Source organism: Rhodococcus sp. NPDC056743 (assembly GCF_042790355.1).
Classification (GTDB): domain Bacteria; phylum Actinomycetota; class Actinomycetes; order Mycobacteriales; family Mycobacteriaceae; genus Rhodococcus_F.
Window position 1 is genome coordinate 1 of the sequence record NZ_JBHTZI010000007.1, and the last position, 18,895, is coordinate 18,895.

Below are 18,895 nucleotides of genomic sequence, written 5' to 3' on the forward strand. Positions count from 1 at the left end.
ACGCCCGGTCCCATTCCGAACCCGGAAGCTAAGCCCTTCAGCGCCGATGGTACTGCACTCGACAGGGTGTGGGAGAGTAGGACACCGCCGAACACAACTTGAGAAAGCCCCCCAACATTGTTGGGGGGCTTTTTCGTGTCCCCGAATCGATTTGTCCCCGGGATCGGTAGTCGCCGGCACCAGTGGTCGGGGTGAACGTATCGCTCCCACCGTTGGACAGGGGCGGCGGTACGTTCACGCGATGCCGGAATACGGAAAACCCGCCACCTAATATCCTTGAACGTACCGTTCGCTCAATCCGTCGGCGGAACTGGAGCCGATACAAGGCCTTCCGCTGGCTCGCAAGGAATCGCAAGTTCTGTCTCTTCGAGACGACCGCGCAGTGTGATGCTGTCAGTGATACGCCACTGGTCGGCTTCGTCGCTGTGTGCGGCGGCAACAGCGCGGCCTGACGCGGCGAGATTTCCCGGTACTGTTTTGGCCACCTCGGAGAGGCGGGCTGCTTCGTTTACGGGATCACCGATGACGGTGTACTCGAATCGTTCACGCGCACCGACATTTCCGGCAACCGCGATACCGGACGCAACACCGATCCCGGCCTTGATTTCGGGCACCTCGGCGCACAAACGAACCTGGATCTTTCGGGCCGCGGCGAGTGCGCTGCCGGCATGGTCGTCGATCCGGTTCGGTGCCCCGAAGATGGCAAGGGCCGCGTCACCCTCGAACTTGTTGACAAATCCTCCGTGTCCATCCACCTCGTCGACGATGACGTCGAAGAACCTGTTGAGCAGTGCGACAACGGCGGTAGGAGTATTTGTCGAGGCGATTGTGGTGGAACCGATCACATCGACGAAGAGAACGGACACATCGCGTTCCTCACCGCCGAGTTCGGGATTCTGACGCATCGCGTTGGCCGCAACCTCGTGTCCGACGTGTCGTCCGAACAGATCGCGGATGCGTTCACGCTCCCGCAGTCCCTCCGCCATGCGATTGAAACCCGTTTGTAGCAAGCCCAATTCGGTACCGTCGTAGACAACGACATGAGCACTCAGATCGCCGCGGGTGACCTGTTCCATTCCGCGCCGAACCGATCGGATGGGCGCCGCGGCCGATCGAATGTTGATGTAAGTCAGCCCGAGCCCGACGCACAGAGTGATTCCGCCGATCACCAGGATGGCGATTGCGAGAGCTTGTCCGGATGCGGGACGGATGAAGCTGAAGATCGCGATCAACATCAGCCCGGTGACGGGGACACCGCTGCCGAGCATCCAGACCAGGATGGTGCGGCCGGTGATGCCGAGCACTGCGGATTTTCGTGGTGTTCCGGATTCGAGGGCACGCGCGGCGATGGGACGAAGTGCGAACTCGCTCAGGAGATAGCAGAACGCACAGGTCGTGATTCCGCTGAAAGCTATGGTGAACAACACTTTCGGGATGGTGTCAGCGTCGACGATCCCGTACATCGTGGTGAACGTGGCCAACGCCACAGTCCACAGGATTGCCTGAACTCTGGTCAGGCGCCACGGCCCGCGCAGCGCGGCCCGTTGATTCTCGGCTGTCGGAGGGACGTTGTCCGTTGCCCAGCGAAGATCATGGATGAGGCGAGTAGTTCCCCACAAGAGCCCGACGATGAAAACGCACAGAGTGAATACCGGCACTGCGATGAAGTTGATCCACGCGAACTCCGATCGCATGATGCTCGGCCCTGGAACCACAACTCCGATGAGAACGACAGCCAGTAGTGACCCGATCAGATTGGTGACCAGGAGTGGAGCAGTGAGGAGGGCTTGGACGCGGATGCGTCGTCGGCGGGGACTCTCGTCTGTGGATCCGAGCAACCACGACCCTAGAGGCGCGCTCGGGACGTTGCTTGGCTGCATAGTGTGTCGAGACTAGTCGCACCGATCGCTTAGGGTGGTGCAGTGCGCTTAGTTATTGCTCGTTGCCGTGTCGACTACGTAGGTCGATTGACCTCCCATCTCCCGACCGCCAGACGCCTTTTGTTGGTCAAAGCGGACGGTTCCGTCAGCATCCATGCCGATGACCGGGCGTATAAGCCGCTCAACTGGATGAGTCCGCCGTGCTGGTTGGTCGAGACCACTGGCGACAGCGACGACATTCTGTGGGTCGTGACCAACAAGGCCGGCGAAGAACTCCGGATCACCCTCGAAGAGGTCGAGCATGATTCGTCGTACGAACTCGGTATCGATCCGGGTTTGATCAAGGACGGCGTCGAGGCGCACCTGCAAGAGCTTCTCGCTGAGCACGTCGAAACACTCGGTGCCGGCTACACCTTGGTTCGACGCGAATACATGACGGCTATCGGGCCGGTCGACCTTCTGGTTCGTGATGCCGACGGAGCCTCGGTTGCCGTCGAGATCAAGCGTCGCGGTGAGATCGACGGTGTCGAACAGTTGACGAGGTACCTCGAGTTGCTCAACCGTGATCCTCTGCTCGCGCCGGTCACGGGAGTGTTTGCGGCGCAACAGATCAAGCCGCAGGCCAAGACTTTGGCAACCGATCGCGGGATTCGCTGCCTCGTCCTCGACTACGAGGCGTTGCGTGGGACCGAGAGCACCGAGTTCCGGCTTTTCTAATGCCTCGCCGCAAACCGATGCCGAAACAATCTCGTCGCACTGACAGTCGACGAGGTCCGGCCTCGGATGAGCCGAGGGGTGTGCTTTTCGGTGGGGCGGTAGTCCGCGAGGAACCGGGACCGGGCGGCGAGTTGTACATGGTTCGGCCGATTCCGGGAGCCAATGCCACAAAGTTCTACCGATGCCCCGGCTGCGACCACGACATCAGGCCTTCGGTCGCGCATGTGGTGACGTGGCCGTCGGAGCCGGGTGGGGCCGCAGAGCGTCGGCATTGGCACACCGGATGCTGGTCAGGCCGCGGAACCCGCGGCCTGACCAGACGGTGGTCCTGACGGATCAGTTTCGGGACTGCGCCCGCTGCTCGACTTCGCGTGTGTCGATTTCGGCAGTGTTGGTGTTTTCGATGTCGTCCGAGTCGTCGGTTTCCGGTTCCGACTCGGTGTAATCGGCCTCTTCGTACTCGTCGTCGGCGAATTCCGCGGCCGGCGGAGTGGTCGGAGCGTCGAGCAATTCGCTCTCACGGTTTACGGAGGCGAGCATCGCGGGCACCGAATCGAGCTGACCGCGGATTCCCAGGAGTTGCGCGAGAATCCGGCCACGCAGAACCCGCAGTTCTTCGGCAAGTTCCTTGGCGTGAGCGATCTTTCGCTCGGACTGATCTGTCGCGGCCTGTAGGCGACGCTGAGCTTCGCGTGTGGCGTCGGTCAATCGTCGTTCGGCTTCTGCCTTGCTGGATGCCTCGAGTTCGTCGACTGCGGCAACAACCTTGGCGCGTCGTTCCGCCATGGAGATGTCGAAATCCTCGCGAATCTGAGTTCGCTTTGCCTCGGATTCGGCGGCCAGACGATCGCGCTCGGCCTGCGCGGCTTCGACAATGCGTGCGGCTTCGGTTTTGGCCTGCAACATGGTCTGCTCGTGCATGGTTTCCATCGCGTTGCGACGGTCGTCGAGCTCCGCGATCAACGACTCGTAGTGCCCACGTAGGCGGGCGCCGTCCTGTTCCGCGATGGAGGTCATTTCTGCTGCGTCGGCCTCGGCTTTGGCACGAACCTCGGACGCTTCGTCGGACGCCAGTCGGAGCATGCGGCTGATGCGATCGCTCATGCCCTCCGCGGTGGTGGGCGGAACGGACAGACGGTCGACGTCCTTACGGAGATCGTCGATGTCGTCGCGGGCATCGTCCAACTGCTTGGCAAGGTCGCGGGCTTGCGCGGCTGCGGCATCACGGTCCGCAGCCGTCACACGCAGTTCTACGTCGAATCGCTCGAAGTAGTTGCGTACCTCGTCGCGGTCGTATCCCTTCCGTGCGATCTGAAACGGAAGTTGAATGGAACCGCGGTCCTGCTCGTATGCCATGGCGATAATCTACCTGGCATACCTGCAGGAGTCGGGGCTACTAGTGCGACGCGGCAGGTTCGACCAGTTCGACGAGTACACCGCCGGCGTCTTTCGGGTGAATGAAGTTGATGCGTGAGTTGGCGGTGCCGCGCCGCGGTGCGTCGTAGAGCAACCGGACGCCGCGTGCTCGGAGCTCGTCGGAGATAGCTTCGATGTCGGTGACGCGGTATGCGAGCTGCTGCAGTCCGGGGCCACTGCGGTCGATGAACTTGGCGATCGTCGAGTTCTCGTCGAGGGGCGCGAGCAACTGGACGGCCGTGGAGCCCGCGGGTGCACCGACGACGGAGAGCATGGCTTCGCGCACGCCCTGTGCTTCGTTGACCTCTTCGTGGGTCGAGACCATGCCCAGGTGCTGGGTGTACCACGCGATGGCGATATCGAGATCGGGAACGGCAATTCCGACGTGGTCGATAGCGACGACGAGGTCGGAGGACAACGCTGCGAGCGCGGGGCTGGGGGAGGTCTGTGTCATACCGTTCACGGTAGCGCTACCGTTTAAGTAGTACACGTCGGGATGTGACTTGGCTCGTATACCACGTGCGTCCGAAGACTATGTCTCTTTTTTGCAGCCGGAGGAAATCGTGACCAGTTCTGTGATTGTTGCCGGAGCCCGGACCCCGATGGGTCGCTTGATGGGTTCCCTGAAGGATCTGTCCGGATCCGATCTCGGTGGCATCGCCATCAAGGGCGCCCTGGCTAAGGCCGGTGTCGCACCCGAGCAGGTCGAGTACGTCGTGATGGGCCAGGTTTTGACCGCCGGCGCCGGGCAGATGCCGGCCCGCCAGGCCGCCGTCGCCGCGGGCATCCCGATGAACGTGCCCGCCCTGAGCATCAACAAGGTCTGCCTCTCCGGTGTCGACGCCATCGCCCTGGCCGATCAGATGATCCGCGCCGGCGAATTCGACATCGTCGTCGCCGGCGGGCAGGAATCGATGTCCCGCGCCCCGCACATGCTCGAAAAAAGCCGCGAAGGCTTCAAATACGGCGACGTCACGATGCGTGACCACATGGCCTACGACGGCCTGCACGACATCTTCACCGACCAGGCGATGGGACTGCTCACCGAACAGGTCAACCAACAGGAGACCACCCACATCACCCGCGCCGAGCAGGACGCGTTCGCCGCCGCCTCACACCAGAACGCGGCCCGCGCCTGGAAGGACGGCCTCTTCGACAACGAAGTCGTCCCCGTCTCCATCCCGCAACGCAAAGGCGACCCGATCGTCTTCGCCCAGGACGAAGGGATCCGCGCCGACACCACCGCCGAATCCCTCGGCAAGCTGCGTCCCGCGTTCAGCAAGGACGGCACCATCACCGCCGGATCGGCATCGCCGATCTCCGACGGCGCCGCCGCCGTCGTCGTGATGAGCAAGACCAAGGCCGAAGAACTCGGCCTTGCCTGGATCGCTGAAATCGGTGCGCACGGCGTGGTCGCCGGACCCGATTCCACCCTGCAGTCCCAGCCGGCGCGGGCCATCGCGAAGGCCTGCGCGAAGGAAGGCATCGACCCCATCGACCTCGACCTCGTCGAGATCAACGAAGCCTTCGCCGCCGTCGGGATCGCCTCCACCCGTGAACTGGGCCTCGATCCGGCGAAGGTCAACGTCAACGGCGGCGCCATCGCCGTCGGGCACCCCCTCGGAATGTCCGGCGCCCGCATCGCCCTGCACCTGGCACTGGAGCTGCAGCGCCGCGGCGGCGGCATCGGCGCGGCCGCACTGTGCGGCGGCGGCGGGCAGGGCGACGCCCTGATCATCCGCGTCCCCAAGGCCTGAGAGTCTGTCTAAATACACCTGAACATCTCAGTTCGCTCTACGGCGCCTCGTGGTATTCCTCACACCACTACGGGGCGTCGTAGTTGTTCGGGCACAATGGGGTTCATGGCGAACATCTTTGACGTGTCCACTCCTGCCAAGCGCTTCCGTCTGGTTGCCTGGTGGGAAGCGGTGACCTGGGCGGCCTTGCTGGTTGCCATGTTTTTCAAGTGGGTCCTCGGACATGAAGAAGCGATTCGCATCCCGGGAATGCTGCACGGCATCGCGGGCTTCATGGTGTTCATCGTTGTTGCCCTGCTGACCGCATGGTCGTTGAAGTGGGACATCAAGACGACGATCCTCGCGCTGATCTCGAGCGTCCCGCCGTTCGGCACCGTCGTTTTCGAGCGCTGGGCCGTGAAGAATGGCAAGCTCGGTGAACTGTCCACCGAGTACGAGACCGCCAAGGGCAACCCCGCGCTCGCCTGAGTGAAGTAGGCCTCTTCGAAGGTTCGGGCAACTCGTGACAAACTGGGACTTGTGACTCGACCAGGATCCAGGCCCCCCGCGCGTTCGTCCGCAGTTGCAGCCGCTATGAGCGGCGCAGTCGACTTGTCCGCTCTCAAAGAGCGGGCGACGGCCCCACCTCCGCGTAATCCCAGCGGCGACGGGGCCGTTTCTGCTGCCAACGGTTCTGTCGTCGAGGTGACGGAAGCGAACTTCGAGGCCGAAGTTCTGGTCAAGTCGAGCCAGGTACCCGTGATCGTCAACCTCGGTGGGCGTGCGTACGAACCGTCTGTCGTTTTCACCGAGGTGTTGGAGCGGTTGGCCGCGCAGGCCGGTGGCCAGTGGATTCTTGCGAACGTCGACGTCGACGTCAGCCCGCAGATCGCCCAGGCCTTCGGAATCCAGTCGGTGCCGACGGTTGTTGCCGTCGCGGCCGGCCAGCCGTTGGCCGATTTCCAGGGCGCGCAGCCCGAAGAACAGTTGACCCAGTGGTTTGCCGCCGTTCTGCAAGCTACCGCCGGCAAGCTCAGTGGTCCTGTTCCGGCCGCTGACAACGACGAACCCGAAGTGGAAGATCCACGGTTCGTTGCTGCCGAAACCGCTCTCGACGCCGGTGACCTCGACGGCGCGATCGCGGCATACCAGGTGATTCTCGACGCCGAGCCCGCCAACGCCGAGGCCCTCAACGCTGTTCGTCAGGTCAAGTTCATGGCGCGCGCCCAGAACACCGACCCTGATGCCGTCGCGGCCGCCGACGCAGATCCGTCGAACGCCGAACTGCAGTTCGCGGCAGCGGACCTGGAGATGGCCGGACAGAAACCGGAAGCAGCATTTGCCCGCCTCATCGGCGTCGTGTCACGTAGCGCCGGAGACGACAAGGCAGCAGCGCGGACGCGACTGCTCGAACTCTTCGAATTGTTCGATCCCGCCGAGCCCATGGTGATGGCCGCGCGCCGCAAACTCGCCGCAGCGCTCTACTAGCCCTCCCTGACGACAGCCGCTATTCGGTATAGAAGGTCGTAGCCGTCCTTCGGCCGCTACTCCGTGTAGCGGCTGTCGCAGGACACCTGCCCACCCAGCACACCGGTACGGAAGGCGTCGACCCGGGCGAAGCCGCTCGGGACGGTGTCGCCGTTGACATCGCTGGCAGCCAACCCGTCCGTCAGGAGTCCGGAGACGGCCTCGTCGAGGTCGCCGGGAGACAGGGTGACCTGCGCACCGGACTCAGCTGCGTTGGTGGGGCTCAGTGCGGCAGTGATCACTCCGGCCAAGCAAGCCGCCCGCAGTGCTGTCTGTGGTGTGTCGAGTGCCTGGCCACGTTCCTGCTGCATCGCCAGGGTGTACCGCGACGCGAGCAGCACGTACGCGTTGTAGTCGCCGGTGATGTCGGTCTGCATCAACTCGCGTCGTCCGACCCGTCCTGGCGTTCCGCGTTCCGCCAATTCGTCGACGCTGATGCCGATGGTGTTGGTCGACGGGCAGAACGAGACCGGTTCGGTGGCAACGGCGTCGGCGCATCCGGTGTCCGCGCCGTCGAAGGTAACTGTAGGCGGATTCTCCAGCTCGAAGACCGACTGGAACGTCGTCAGGAACTCCTGCAGTGTTTCCTCGGTGACGGGGAGTTCTCCGGAATCGCCTTCGGAGTCGAATGTCTGGGGCAGTTCGGCCCGTCGGGATTCGATTTCTTCCTGGTCGATCCGCGTGCAGGCGGACGCGCCGTCGGTGAATCCGATCTGTGTTGCAGTGACGCGTTCGAACGCGGAACCGTGGTGCGAGTCGGGATCGTTGGGATCGTCGTCACGGATAGCGACCGCAGAGGCGAGTACCTTGTTCAGGCCGTCCGACGTGTTCATGGTGAAGTGCACTGCCTTGTCTTCGGCAACGTGCCGCAGGAACGCGCCACCGAAGCAGTCGGCTTGCTGTTCACGCACCAAGGCCGATTCGGACCCACCTTTGACGATTCCGGCTTTGCGCTGGACCGCGTGCCCGTATTCGTGCGCGAAGATGAACGCGACGGCAACGTCCCCGAACTTTTCCTGCACCTCGGGAAGGAGCAGTTCGCGATCCCAGCCGATGGTGTGGTCGAGGCTGCAGTAGCCGGCGTTGATGAGGTCTTCGGTGGTCTCTTCGCAGAAGTCCGGGCCGTTCGATTCGGTGGGATCCCATGAGATCAGCTTGTCGACGGGTTCGAACGGCTCGTTGAAAAGGGCCGGATACTGCGTGTTCCAAAAGGTTTCGATGTCGGTGATCGCGTTGGCGGCCAGGGCGTCGATCGCGCCGCCATCGGTGCCGACGATGTCGCGTTCAGCGTCAGGCGCACCGGGCCGCAGACCGCTCGGACCCGACGACGCGTCGAGGCCGGCGACGCGGAAAGGGTCGTGGTAGATCGAGACGGCGTGACCGCTCGACGACTGGGAGCAGCCGGACAGCACGGCAGCAGTTACCAACAACGACGAAGTGACTAGTGCTGCTCGCCGGCCCACCATCAACGCTCCAGACTGATCCATATCGCGCCGTTGGCCGGCAGTGCGACCTGAGCTGACGCCGGCCGACCGTGCCACGACTGCGACGTCGCTGTGACCGCACCGAGGTTGCCCACCCCCGAGCCGCCGTACGTCTGCGCGTCGGTGTTGAGGATTTCCACCCATCGGCCGGGCTCCGGTAGCCCGACGCGGTAGCTCGAGTGTTCGCTGCCCGAGAAGTTGAAGAGGCAGGCGACAATCGAGCCGTCAGTACCGTAACGCAGAAAACTCAGGACGTTGTTCTCGGTGTCGTTGGCGTCGATCCACGAGTAGCCCCCCGGCGAGGTGTCCAGGGTCCACATTGCCGGATGTCGGCGGTAGGCGGCGTTGAGATCGCTGACCAGCTGTACGGCGCCGCGGTGGAGATTGCCGGTGTTCGGGTCGTCGAGCTGCCACCAGTCGAGGCCTCGTTCTTCGGACCACTCGGCGGTCTGGCCGAACTCCTGGCCCATGAACAGGAGCTGCTTACCCGGGTGTGCCCACATGTAAGCGAGGAGTGCGCGAAGCCCCGCGGCTTTTGTGAAATCGTTGCCGGGCATTCGTGTCCACAAAGTTCCCTTGCCGTGGACGACCTCGTCGTGGCTGATGGGCAGCAGGTAGTTTTCGCTCCACGCGTACATCAGCGAGAAGGTGATCTCGTGATGGTGATAGGTGCGGTGGACGGGATCGCGGCCCAGGAATCCCAGGGTGTCGTGCATCCACCCCATGTTCCATTTCATGTTGAATCCGAGTCCGCCGACATTGGTCGCGCGGGTGACCCCAGGCCAGGCGGTCGATTCTTCGGCGATGGTGACGACGCCACGATGTTTCTTGTGGACGGTGGCGTTCATCTCCTGAAGGAAGGCAACTGCTTCCAGGTTCTCGCGGCCGCCGTGAATGTTGGGAGTCCAGCCACCTTCGGGGCGGGAGTAGTCCAGGTAGAGCATGGACGCGACCGCATCGACGCGCAGGCCGTCGATATGGAATTCGTCGAGCCAGAACAGTGCGTTGGCGACGAGGAAGTTGCGGACCTCTCGTCGGCCGAAGTCGAATACGTATGTGCCCCAGTCCAACTGCTCACCGCGTTGCGGATCGGCATGTTCGTAGAGCGGTGTGCCGTCGAAGCGGGCCAGTGCCCATTCGTCCTTGGGGAAGTGGGCGGGAACCCAGTCGACGAGGACGCCGATGCCCGCGGCATGGAGGTGATCGACAAACCAGCGGAAATCGTCGGGTGTCCCGAATCGTGCGGTCGGGGCGTAGTACGACGTGACCTGATATCCCCAGGAACCGCCGAACGGGTGCTCGGCGACAGGGAGCAATTCGACGTGTGTGAACCCGGTTTCGGTGACGTACTGCGCGAGTTGCTCGGCCATCTGCCCGTAGTCGAGGCCGGGGCGCCAGGATCCGAGATGTACTTCGTACACACTCATCGGTGACTGCGCGGGGTCGACATGGGTGCGGGCCTCGAGCCACTCGGCGTCGCGCCAAACGTGGGAACTGGTGCTCACTCGTGACGCCGTCGCGGGCGGTACCTCGGTGGCGAAGGCCATGGGGTCGGCCTTGTCCGCTACTGAACCGTCTCGCCCGTGGACGCGGAACTTGTACAGTTCGCCTGCCGCGATTCCGGGCAGGAACAGTTCCCAGACTCCGGTGGACCCGAGGACGCGCATGGGTGCGAATTGCCCACCCCAGCCGTCGAAGTCACCGATAACGGTGACTCCCCGGGCGGCGGGTGCCCACACGGCAAACGAGGTTCCCTCGACAACTCCGTCAGGGGTTTCGTATCTGCGCGGGTGGGCGCCGAGGATATCCCACAGGCGTTCGTGTCGGCCCTCGCCGAAGAGATGGAGATCAAGTTCTCCGAGGGTGGGGAGGAATCGGTACGGATCTGCGACGACGACGGTATGCCCACCTGGATAAGTGACCGAGTATCGATAGTCCATGAGGTCAGCGAAGGGGACCAAGGCAGCGAAGACGCCACCCGAAATGTGCTGGAGGGGAAATATTTTCCCACCGATGACGGCGTCGACGGACTCGGCGTGTGGCCGGAGCGTGCGCAGCACGGTGCCGCCGGGATGGGTGTGTGCGCCGAGGACGCTGTGCGGATCGTGGTGCTCACCGCGGGCAAGCAGTTCCAGATCGTGGAGTGCGGGCGCAACTCCGGCAGGCAGTTCGGCGGCCATCATTTACCTCCGCGGTATGCCAGGGAAGTTCTGGCGGGGTAGGGAACTGGTGGTAGCGCAAGAATGTGGGCGACGGACCGCCACGGCTCGAGGCGAACGAAATTTGCTTGGCCCCACTGGTATTGCTCGCCGCTCACTTCGTCGAGCACGCTCAGGTGGTCTTGCCATTCGCGACCGAGTGCCGGCATGTCCAGCCAGATCGTTCCTTCTTCCGCGGCAAACGGATTGAGGTTGACGACGATGAGTACGGCATCGCCGGTGATCGGATCGAACTTCGAGTAGGCGATGATCGCGTCGTTGTCGATGTGGTGGAAGTGCAGGTTGCGGAGTTGTTGCAGGGCGGGGTGTGCGCGGCGGATTCGGTTGAGCGTGGTGATCCAGGGCTCGAGGGATTCGCCCCGCGCAGCTGCTTCCGCGAACCGGCGCGGACGTAGTTCGTACTTTTCCGAGTCCAGATACTCTTCGCTGCCGGGACGCACGGCCTGGTGCTCGTAGAGTTCGTACCCCGAGTAGACGCCCCACGTCGGCGCCAGTGTGGCGGCGAGAGCTGCTCGCAGCGCGAACATTCCGGGGCCGCCGTGCTGCAGGGACTCGTGCAGGATGTCCGGGGTATTCACAAAGAGGTTGGGGCGCGCCTCGTCGGCTTTTGCCGCGAGTTCGTTGCCGAATTCCGTCAGTTCCCACTTGGCGACGCGCCAGGTGAAGTACGTGTACGACTGCGTGAAGCCGCGTCGGGCCAGGCCGTACATGCGGGCCGGCCGAGTGAACGCCTCGGCCAGGAAGAGCACGTCCGGATCGGATTTCTTGACGTCGGCGATCAGCTTTTCCCAGAAGTTGGGTGGTTTGGTGTGGGGGTTGTCGACCCGAAAGATCTTGACGCCCGCGTTGATCCAGTGGCGAACGACGCGAAGGATTTCCTTGTCCAACCCGTCCGGGTCGATGTCGAAGTTGATCGGATAGATGTCCTGGTACTTCTTCGGCGGGTTCTCCGCATAGGCGATGGTGCCGTCGGGCAGGACGTTGAACCACTCGGGATGCTTTGCCGCCCACGGATGATCGGGTGCGCACTGGAGCGCGAGGTCGAGTGCCACTTCGAGGTCGAGTTTGCGTGCCCGCGATACAAATGCTTTGAAGTCCTTGAGCGTTCCGAGTTCCGGATGGACCGCGTCGTGTCCACCTTCGGCAGATCCGATGGCCCACGGAGATCCGACATCGCCGGGTTCGGGAGTGAGTGTGTTGTTGCGGCCCTTGCGATTGATCTCACCGATCGGATGGATCGGCGGCAGGTAGACAACGTCGAAACCCATTGCGGCAATGCGCGGTAGATCCTCCGACGCGGTCTTGAACGTGCCGTGCTTGGGCGCCCCGTTCTCGTCCCAGCCGCCGGTGGAGCGGGGGAAGAATTCGTACCACGATCCGAACAGTGCTCGGTGGCGGTCGACCAGTACGGTGTGCGGTTCGCCCTTGGTGATGAGTTCGCGTAGGGGATGCGCGCGAAGCAACTCGGCGACGTCGGACGCAAATGCTGGGGCGACCCGGGCCGTCACAGGCGCGGTGCTGCGCAGCGACGCCGTCACCGCCTCGAGCTTCGAGCGATTGGCGCGGGGCTGTTCCTGGGCGGCTTTCTCGAAGAGTCGTGCGCCGATCTCGAGGTCGTTGGCCAGCTCGGCCGGGCCTTGCCCGACGGACAGTTTGGCTTCGACGGCGTGCTTCCAGGTCGCGACGGGATCACTCCACGCCTCGATCCGAAACGTCCAGAGTCCCTCGGCGGACGGGACGAACACGGCGTCGACGGTGTCCGGTTCGCTGCCCGGGTCCATCTGGATCCGTAGTGGTTTGGTGCCGCGAGGTCCGCGCACGGTGAGGGTGGCCGCAACTGCGTCGTGGCCCTCTCGCCACACGGTGGCATGTACGGGAAACACTTCACCCACTACGGCCTTGGCTGGATAGTTACCCGAGATCGCGGGTACCACGTCGTCGATACCGAGGCGTCCTGTCACGGGAAGCTCCATTTCTGATGGTGGAGTGTTACTGGTGTGGCCGAGTTCAACCGTAGTGGGTACAGCGCCTTGTCGTCGCTCCAGCGGACACGGTGGTTGAACTCGACTAGGGTTCGCGGGGTGAAAGCCTTGCGTCGGTTCACTGTCCGAGCCCACCTTCCGGAGCGCCTTGCAGCGCTCGGCCCTTTGTCCACCAACTTGCGTTGGTCCTGGCACACCGAGACTCAGGATCTGTTCTCGCGCCTGGACCCCGAACTCTGGCAAGCAGTTCAGTTCGATCCGGTTCGAATGCTGGGTGAGGTCGACCCGTCGCGCTTGGACGAATTGAGCAGCGACGAGGCGTTCCTTGCTGACCTCGACACCGCAGCAGCTGATCTCGACGGCTATCTGAGCACTCCGCGCTGGTACCAGTCGCAGCAAGCGAAGGGGGTGTCGCTGGCCGGGGGAATTGCGTACTTCTCCATGGAATTCGGGGTGAGCGAAGTCCTGCCGAACTACTCGGGTGGCCTGGGAATTCTGGCCGGTGACCATCTGAAGGCCGCATCGGATCTGGGACTGCCGCTGATCGGTGTCGGACTGCTTTACCGGTCCGGGTATTTCCGTCAGTCGCTGACCGCCGACGGGTGGCAGGCCGAGCACTACCCGCCCCACGATCCGCAGGGGTTGCCTCTGCGTTTGCTGACGGATGCCGGGCCGTCGTCCGACGACGGATCGCCGGTAGTCATCCACGTTGCGATGCCCGGAGGACGAGTCCTGCGTTCGCGGGTGTGGATCGCGCAGGTCGGCCGGGTGCCGTTGCTTCTTCTCGATTCCGACATCGCAGAGAACGACGCGGACCTGAGGGGCGTCACCGACCGCCTGTACGGCGGCGATCAGGATCATCGCATCAAGCAGGAGATCCTCGCGGGTATCGGTGGCGTCCGCGCGGTGCGGGCCTACACCGCGGCGTACGGATTGCCCGATCCCGAGGTGTTCCACATGAACGAGGGCCACGCCGGTTTCCTCGGCATCGAACGAATCCGTGAACTTGTCACCACTCGAGGCCTCGACTTCGATTCGGCACTGGCTGCAGTCCGCGCCGGAACAGTCTTCACGACTCACACCCCGGTGCCCGCCGGAATCGACCGCTTCCCGGCTGATCTGGTTCGCCACTACTTCGGCGGTTCCAACGGGGAGAACGAATCGGCGCTTCTTCCCGGACTGACTGTCGATCGCATTGTCGGGATGGGCCGCGAGTCCGACCCGTCGATTTTCAACATGGCGCACATGGGCCTTCGGCTGGGCCAGCGTGCCAACGGTGTGTCGAAGCTGCACGGCATTGTCAGTCGCGACATGTTCAACGGTCTCTGGCCGGGGTTCGACGCCGACGAGGTGCCGATCGGTTCGGTCACCAACGGTGTCCACGCACCTACCTGGGCGGCACCGGAATGGATGAATGTCGCCCGCCGGATCGTCGGACAGGATCAGCTCGAGGAAGCGCGCGGCTGGGAGCGCCTGCACGAGTTGTCCGCCACCGAGCTCTGGGAAACGCGCAATGCGTTGCGCGGCAAGCTTGTCGACGAGGTGCGTCGACGTGTGAGGGCGTCGTGGCTCGAGCGCGGCGCCACCGAAGCCGAACTGGGTTGGACTGCGGGAGTTTTCGACCCCAACGTGTTGACCGTCGGTTTTGCGCGGCGGGTTCCGACGTACAAGCGACTGACGCTGATGCTGCGCGACCCCGATCGACTGCGTGCGATGCTGCTCGACGAGAAGCGTCCGGTGCAGTTGGTGGTGGCCGGTAAGTCCCATCCCGCCGACGACGGCGGTAAGGCGCTCATCCAGCAGGTCGTGCGATTCGCCGACGAAGCGGACGTGCGTCACCGCATCGTCTTCCTGCCGGATTACGACATGTCGATGGCCCGGTACCTGTACTGGGGTTGCGATGTGTGGCTGAACAATCCGCTGCGACCGCTCGAGGCGTGCGGAACCTCCGGAATGAAGTCCGCTCTCAACGGCGGACTCAACCTGTCCATCCGCGACGGATGGTGGGACGAGATGTACGACGGCGAGAACGGGTGGGCCATCCCGACGGCCGACGGTGTTCTCGACGACGTTCGTCGTGACGATCTCGAAGCCAGCGCGCTCTACGAATTGCTCGAGCATGCGGTGCTACCCACGTTCTACGACCGCGACGCTGCCGATCTGCCGACGCGGTGGGTTGAGAAGGTTCGCCACACGCTCGAGCATCTCGGTCCGAAGGTGTTGGCGTCACGCATGGTTCGTGACTACGCGGTGCAGTACTACGCTCCTTCGGCAGAATCAGCTCGAGCGGTGGTGGCCGACAGTTACGCCGGAGCGCGTGAGGTCGCAGAGTTCCGTCGACGCATCGAATCGCAGTGGCCGTCGGTGAGCGTTGTCCAGGTAGACGGTTCCGGGTTGCCGGATACCCCGGAAATCGGTGCGACCCTCTCGCTGAAGGCGCAGATTCGTCTTGGCGATCTGTCGGTGTCGGATGTCGAGGTGCAGGCCGTCATCGGACGCGTTACTCCCGGTGAGGAACTGACTGATGTCGTCACTTTTCCGATGACGCATTTCGGTTCGGAGGACGGCGTCGAGGTCTTCGAAGCTGAAGTGGCCCTTCCGGTTTCGGGATCGGTCGGCTACACGGTTCGGGTTCTTCCGCATCACCGTCTGCTGGTGAGTGCTTCAGAACTGGGACTGGTGACCACGCCGGCTGTGTAGTCACATTCTGCGCAAGTGTGTTCGGGCGGTCGTTGTAATTCTCGCAATTCAGCGGGAGTTGCAACGACCGTGCTGCGTTGTCCTACAAGTGATCGTCCTACAAGTGATCGATGACCGGCATGCATCTAATGTCGGTGCCGTCTGCTTGGATTGTCGGTATGAAGCAAACAGGGTGGGGATACTCGGGGTTTCGGGTCTTTGTGGGTCTATTCGTTCTGACGGGTGCCGTCGCGTGTGGTGGAGCAGGCGATGGGATGAAAGGGGATGTGGTGTCGGAGACGTCGACTCTCATGGAGTCGACTGAAAGTTCGACACCCTCCATACCTGTTGACGCCGATCCAGTGGAGTATTCGAGAGGAGACGGCTACTACGGGTTTGCATTGGAAGGTAAACCGTTGCGCGAATGCAGTTTTTCGCCTTCCACAGCCGGTGCTGGCGTTCGCGTCTCTTGTTCGGTCGCTTTCCCAGCAGGAACCCTTGATGTGAGCAATCCGCCGTTCGAGGGTGCCCCGAATGCAATCGCGCTCGAGCAAAGCGGCACCGTTCCCACCATCGTCGAAGGTGGACCTCCCGGCACCCGTGTTCTTCCTCCGGGTAGTCGGTTGACGATCCGAGACGCGCAGTGCAGTGCCTTGGTGGGTGGGGGAGTCGACTGTGAGAACGGTGGTGCAGGGTTCCGTTTCGTGGCAGGCGAATTGACGCGAAGAGGTCCCGAGTTGACGCCCTCGAAACCTGTTACCGTCGCGGCCACGACTGCTGAGGCAACCACCGGTGCGGCGCTCGGCGCTCCGATGGGGGTCTACACGGACGGCACAGATCCGGTTGAACCAGGCACAGTTTGCGGCGCAGCGACAGGCAGACGCGTGGTGAAGGTGGTAGCAGGATCGATCTCGTGCTCGGATGCCATTGCGGTCATGGATGCCTATGTTGCCTTGCCTCCCGGTGATTACGGGAATGCGAATATCCGCGCATTCGAGGGTTGGAGCTGTGCATCTCCGACTGCTGCCCGTTCGGCCGAACTTGGGTATGGAATGTCCTGCACGCGTGGCGATGTTCAGGTGGTTACACCCCGCTAGATCTCGCCGGTACCGGCTTCGCGCCACAACAGTTTTGCGGTAAGAACGGCTCTGCGACAATGGCTACTCTGCCCCGGACCAGGTCGAGAAGGTCCGGGGCAGAAGTGCGTCAGGGTCGCGAATCGCGGATGCGGGTCAGTGCCTTGCGGACGACCTCAGGCTTGGTCGTCTCCCAGAACGGTGGCAACGACGCCCGCAGGTATCCGGCATACCGAGCCGTTGCGAGGCGTGGATCCAGGACGGCCACAACACCTTTGTCGTCGACGCTGCGCAGTAGTCTGCCCACTCCTTGGGCGAGGAGCAGCGCAGCGTGGTTGGCCGAGACACTGAGGAAACCGTTTCCGCCGTGTGCCTCGATGGCCTGTTGGCGAGCCATCAGCAGCGGATCGTCCGGTCGCGGAAACGGAATGCGGTCCAGGATCACCAGTGATAGCGACGGGCCCGGAACGTCGACGCCCTGCCAGAGGGACAGTGTCCCGAACAGTGATGTGGCTTCGTCCTTGGCAAAAGCCTTGACGAGGGTGCCGGTGGCGTCGTCGCCCTGGCAGAGGATCGGGGTGTCGAGGCGATCACGCATGGCTTCGGATGCGGCTTTGGCGGCGCGCATCGACGAGAACAGTCCGAGGGTGCGCCCACCGGCAGCTTCGACGAGTTCGGCGATTTCGTCGAGGTAGACCGGGGACAAGCCGTCTCGGCCCGGTGTCGGGAGGTGGCGGGCGATGTAGATGATTCCGGCTTTGGCATGGTCGAACGGCGATCCGACGTCGACCGAGTTCCACCGGAATGCGTTGGCATCGGAGGGTGCTTCGCTTCCGATCGCAGTGCCGGAATCGGGGCGCACCGACGACTGCGCCGGTAATCCCCAGTTGATCGCCAGACCGTCGAAGGAACCGCCGACGGTGAGGGTTGCGGAGGTCAACACGACTGTCGATTCTGCGAACAGCCGTGAGCGCAGCAGACCGCCGACGGACAGGGGTGCCATCCGGACGGAGCGGCGGACCGATCCACGGAATTCGTCGGAGGAGAGCCAGACGACGTCTTTGCGCTGGGCGGGGTCGGGTTCGTCGAAAGCGGTGAGCACTCGTACGGCGCTGTCGTGAATGTCTTCTACCGAGGAGAGTGCCGCGTTGCGGGCGGCTGCGGCTTCGGGATCGGCTGCCATCATGCCGGGCTTGGCGGGTCCGATCGCCGTGCGCAAGGCCCACGCGGCATCGCGGATGGCTGCGAGCGCGGGGGCTGCGCCGTCGGGGAGCCCGTCCCAGCGTCCGGGGCGAAGTTCTTCGAGGAGCCCGGCCCAGCCTTCGCCTGCGGCTTCGAGACGATCGGCGTCCTGTTCTTCGACGATCTTGCCGCAGCGACGGGCCGCCGCGCTGATGGCGGCCGCCGTGAGTTCGTCCGTCGCGACCCCGGTGACGCGGTCGACCAGTTCGTGGGCTTCGTCGATGACCACGACGTCGTGCTCGGGCAGGATCTGGATTCCCGTGATGGCATCGATCGCGAGGAGGGCGTGGTTGGTGACCACGACGTCCGCCTTCGAGGCCTCGACGCGGGCGCGTTCCGCAAAGCAGTCCTCACCGACCGGGCACTGGTTCTTCCCGAGGCACTCGCGGGACGTCACACTGACCTGCCGCCACGCCTGATCGGAGACACCTGGCACCAGTTCGTCGCGGTCGCCGGTGTCGGTGTCCGACGACCACTCGGTCAAGCGCACCACTTCCCGGCCCAAGCGCGAGACCGTGAACGGATCGAACAGTTCATCCTCTGGCGGCTGCTCGGAGGCGCCGGTATGAATCTTGTTCATGCACAGATAGTTGTTGCGGCCCTTGAGGATTGCGAATTCTGCGCGGCGCCCGAGCGGCTTCTTCAGTGCGTCGGCCAGACGGGGCAGGTCGCGATCGACCAACTGCCTCTGCAGTGCGATGGTGGCCGTCGACACGACGACGGTGCGCCCGGACTCGACAGCGTGACGCAAGCTCGGCACCAGGTAGGCCAGTGACTTACCCGTACCGGTGCCGGCCTGGACGGCAAGATGCTCACCGGTATCTATCGAATGCGCTACCGCCGACGCCATCGTGAGCTGGCTGGTCCGCTCGGCACCGCCCAGCGCCTGCACCGCCGTGCGAAGCAGTTCGGGGACATTCGGAAGTTCATCGGCCAC

Annotated in this window: 14 protein-coding genes and 1 rRNA gene; 8 read left to right on the forward strand and 7 right to left on the reverse strand. The window is 63.5% G+C overall.

Annotation, left to right across the window (positions count from 1 at the left end):
- Positions 1-93 (forward strand): 5S ribosomal RNA (gene rrf / locus ACFRFQ_RS16645); the annotation flags it as partial.
- Positions 94-293: 200 nt separating this feature from the next.
- Here rrf and ACFRFQ_RS16650 read toward each other — a convergent pair.
- Entirely contained in the window at positions 294-1,880 is a 1,587-nt protein-coding gene (locus ACFRFQ_RS16650; RefSeq protein WP_378659699.1) for an adenylate/guanylate cyclase domain-containing protein, read from the reverse strand.
- Between the two features lie 42 nt (positions 1,881-1,922).
- Between ACFRFQ_RS16650 and nucS the strand changes: the two genes are divergently transcribed.
- Positions 1,923-2,597, forward strand: coding sequence for an endonuclease NucS (gene nucS / locus ACFRFQ_RS16655; protein ID WP_378659702.1), 675 nt, complete (start codon positions 1,923-1,925; stop codon positions 2,595-2,597).
- Positions 2,597-2,929, forward strand: a complete 333-nt coding sequence (locus tag ACFRFQ_RS16660; protein ID WP_378659705.1) for an ATP/GTP-binding protein — start codon at positions 2,597-2,599, stop codon at positions 2,927-2,929. The genes nucS and ACFRFQ_RS16660 overlap by 1 nt, the downstream gene beginning before the upstream one ends.
- A 4-nt stretch (positions 2,930-2,933) precedes the next feature.
- Here the strand turns inward: ACFRFQ_RS16660 and ACFRFQ_RS16665 are convergent, their stop codons facing one another.
- Together ACFRFQ_RS16665 and mce are read right to left on the reverse strand one after the other, a co-directional pair.
- A complete protein-coding gene (locus ACFRFQ_RS16665) occupies positions 2,934-3,953 on the reverse strand; it encodes a hypothetical protein (protein WP_378659707.1) in 1,020 nt (339 codons plus the stop codon).
- 40 nt (positions 3,954-3,993) lie between these two features.
- Positions 3,994-4,467, reverse strand: a complete 474-nt coding sequence (mce, locus tag ACFRFQ_RS16670) for a methylmalonyl-CoA epimerase (RefSeq protein ID WP_378659709.1) — start codon at positions 4,465-4,467, stop codon at positions 3,994-3,996.
- 109 nt (positions 4,468-4,576) lie between these two features.
- On the opposite strand from mce, the gene ACFRFQ_RS16675 reads away from it, so the two are divergent.
- From ACFRFQ_RS16675 to ACFRFQ_RS16685, 3 genes are all read left to right on the forward strand, one after another.
- Positions 4,577-5,770 (forward strand): acetyl-CoA C-acetyltransferase, encoded by a 1,194-nt coding sequence (locus tag ACFRFQ_RS16675; protein ID WP_378659712.1) that lies wholly within the window; start codon positions 4,577-4,579, stop codon positions 5,768-5,770.
- Between the two features lie 105 nt (positions 5,771-5,875).
- Positions 5,876-6,238, forward strand: a complete 363-nt coding sequence (locus tag ACFRFQ_RS16680; RefSeq protein WP_378659715.1) for a DUF3817 domain-containing protein — start codon at positions 5,876-5,878, stop codon at positions 6,236-6,238.
- 105 nt (positions 6,239-6,343) lie between these two features.
- Complete coding sequence (locus ACFRFQ_RS16685; RefSeq protein WP_378659718.1) at positions 6,344-7,237, forward strand: tetratricopeptide repeat protein; 894 nt, start codon at positions 6,344-6,346, stop codon at positions 7,235-7,237.
- Between the two features lie 56 nt (positions 7,238-7,293).
- Here ACFRFQ_RS16685 and ACFRFQ_RS16690 read toward each other — a convergent pair whose 3' ends face one another.
- Genes ACFRFQ_RS16690 through ACFRFQ_RS16700 form a run of 3 tightly spaced genes read right to left on the reverse strand, consistent with a single transcriptional unit; the run spans position 7,294 to position 12,940 of the window.
- Positions 7,294-8,742: a neutral zinc metallopeptidase gene (locus ACFRFQ_RS16690; protein ID WP_378660586.1), complete on the reverse strand. Its 1,449-nt coding sequence runs from the start codon at positions 8,740-8,742 to the stop codon at positions 7,294-7,296.
- Positions 8,742-10,940, reverse strand: coding sequence for a 1,4-alpha-glucan branching protein GlgB (gene glgB, locus ACFRFQ_RS16695; RefSeq protein ID WP_378660588.1), 2,199 nt, complete (start codon positions 10,938-10,940; stop codon positions 8,742-8,744). Before glgB ends, ACFRFQ_RS16690 begins: the two co-directional genes overlap by 1 nt.
- Positions 10,940-12,940 (reverse strand): maltotransferase domain-containing protein, encoded by a 2,001-nt coding sequence (locus tag ACFRFQ_RS16700; RefSeq protein ID WP_378659721.1) that lies wholly within the window; start codon positions 12,938-12,940, stop codon positions 10,940-10,942. The genes glgB and ACFRFQ_RS16700 overlap by 1 nt, the downstream gene beginning before the upstream one ends.
- A 120-nt stretch (positions 12,941-13,060) precedes the next feature.
- Between ACFRFQ_RS16700 and glgP the strand changes: the two genes are divergently transcribed.
- Together glgP and ACFRFQ_RS16710 are read left to right on the forward strand one after the other, a co-directional pair.
- The gene (gene glgP, locus ACFRFQ_RS16705; protein WP_378659724.1) at positions 13,061-15,661 is read left to right on the forward strand and encodes an alpha-glucan family phosphorylase; all 2,601 of its coding nucleotides are present in this window, start codon (positions 13,061-13,063) and stop codon (positions 15,659-15,661) included.
- A gap of 482 nt (positions 15,662-16,143) precedes the next feature.
- Positions 16,144-16,737, forward strand: coding sequence for a hypothetical protein (locus tag ACFRFQ_RS16710; protein ID WP_378659727.1), 594 nt, complete (start codon positions 16,144-16,146; stop codon positions 16,735-16,737).
- 109 nt (positions 16,738-16,846) lie between these two features.
- Here ACFRFQ_RS16710 and ACFRFQ_RS16715 read toward each other — a convergent pair whose 3' ends face one another.
- Entirely contained in the window at positions 16,847-18,895 is a 2,049-nt protein-coding gene (locus tag ACFRFQ_RS16715; RefSeq protein ID WP_378659730.1) for an ATP-dependent DNA helicase, read from the reverse strand.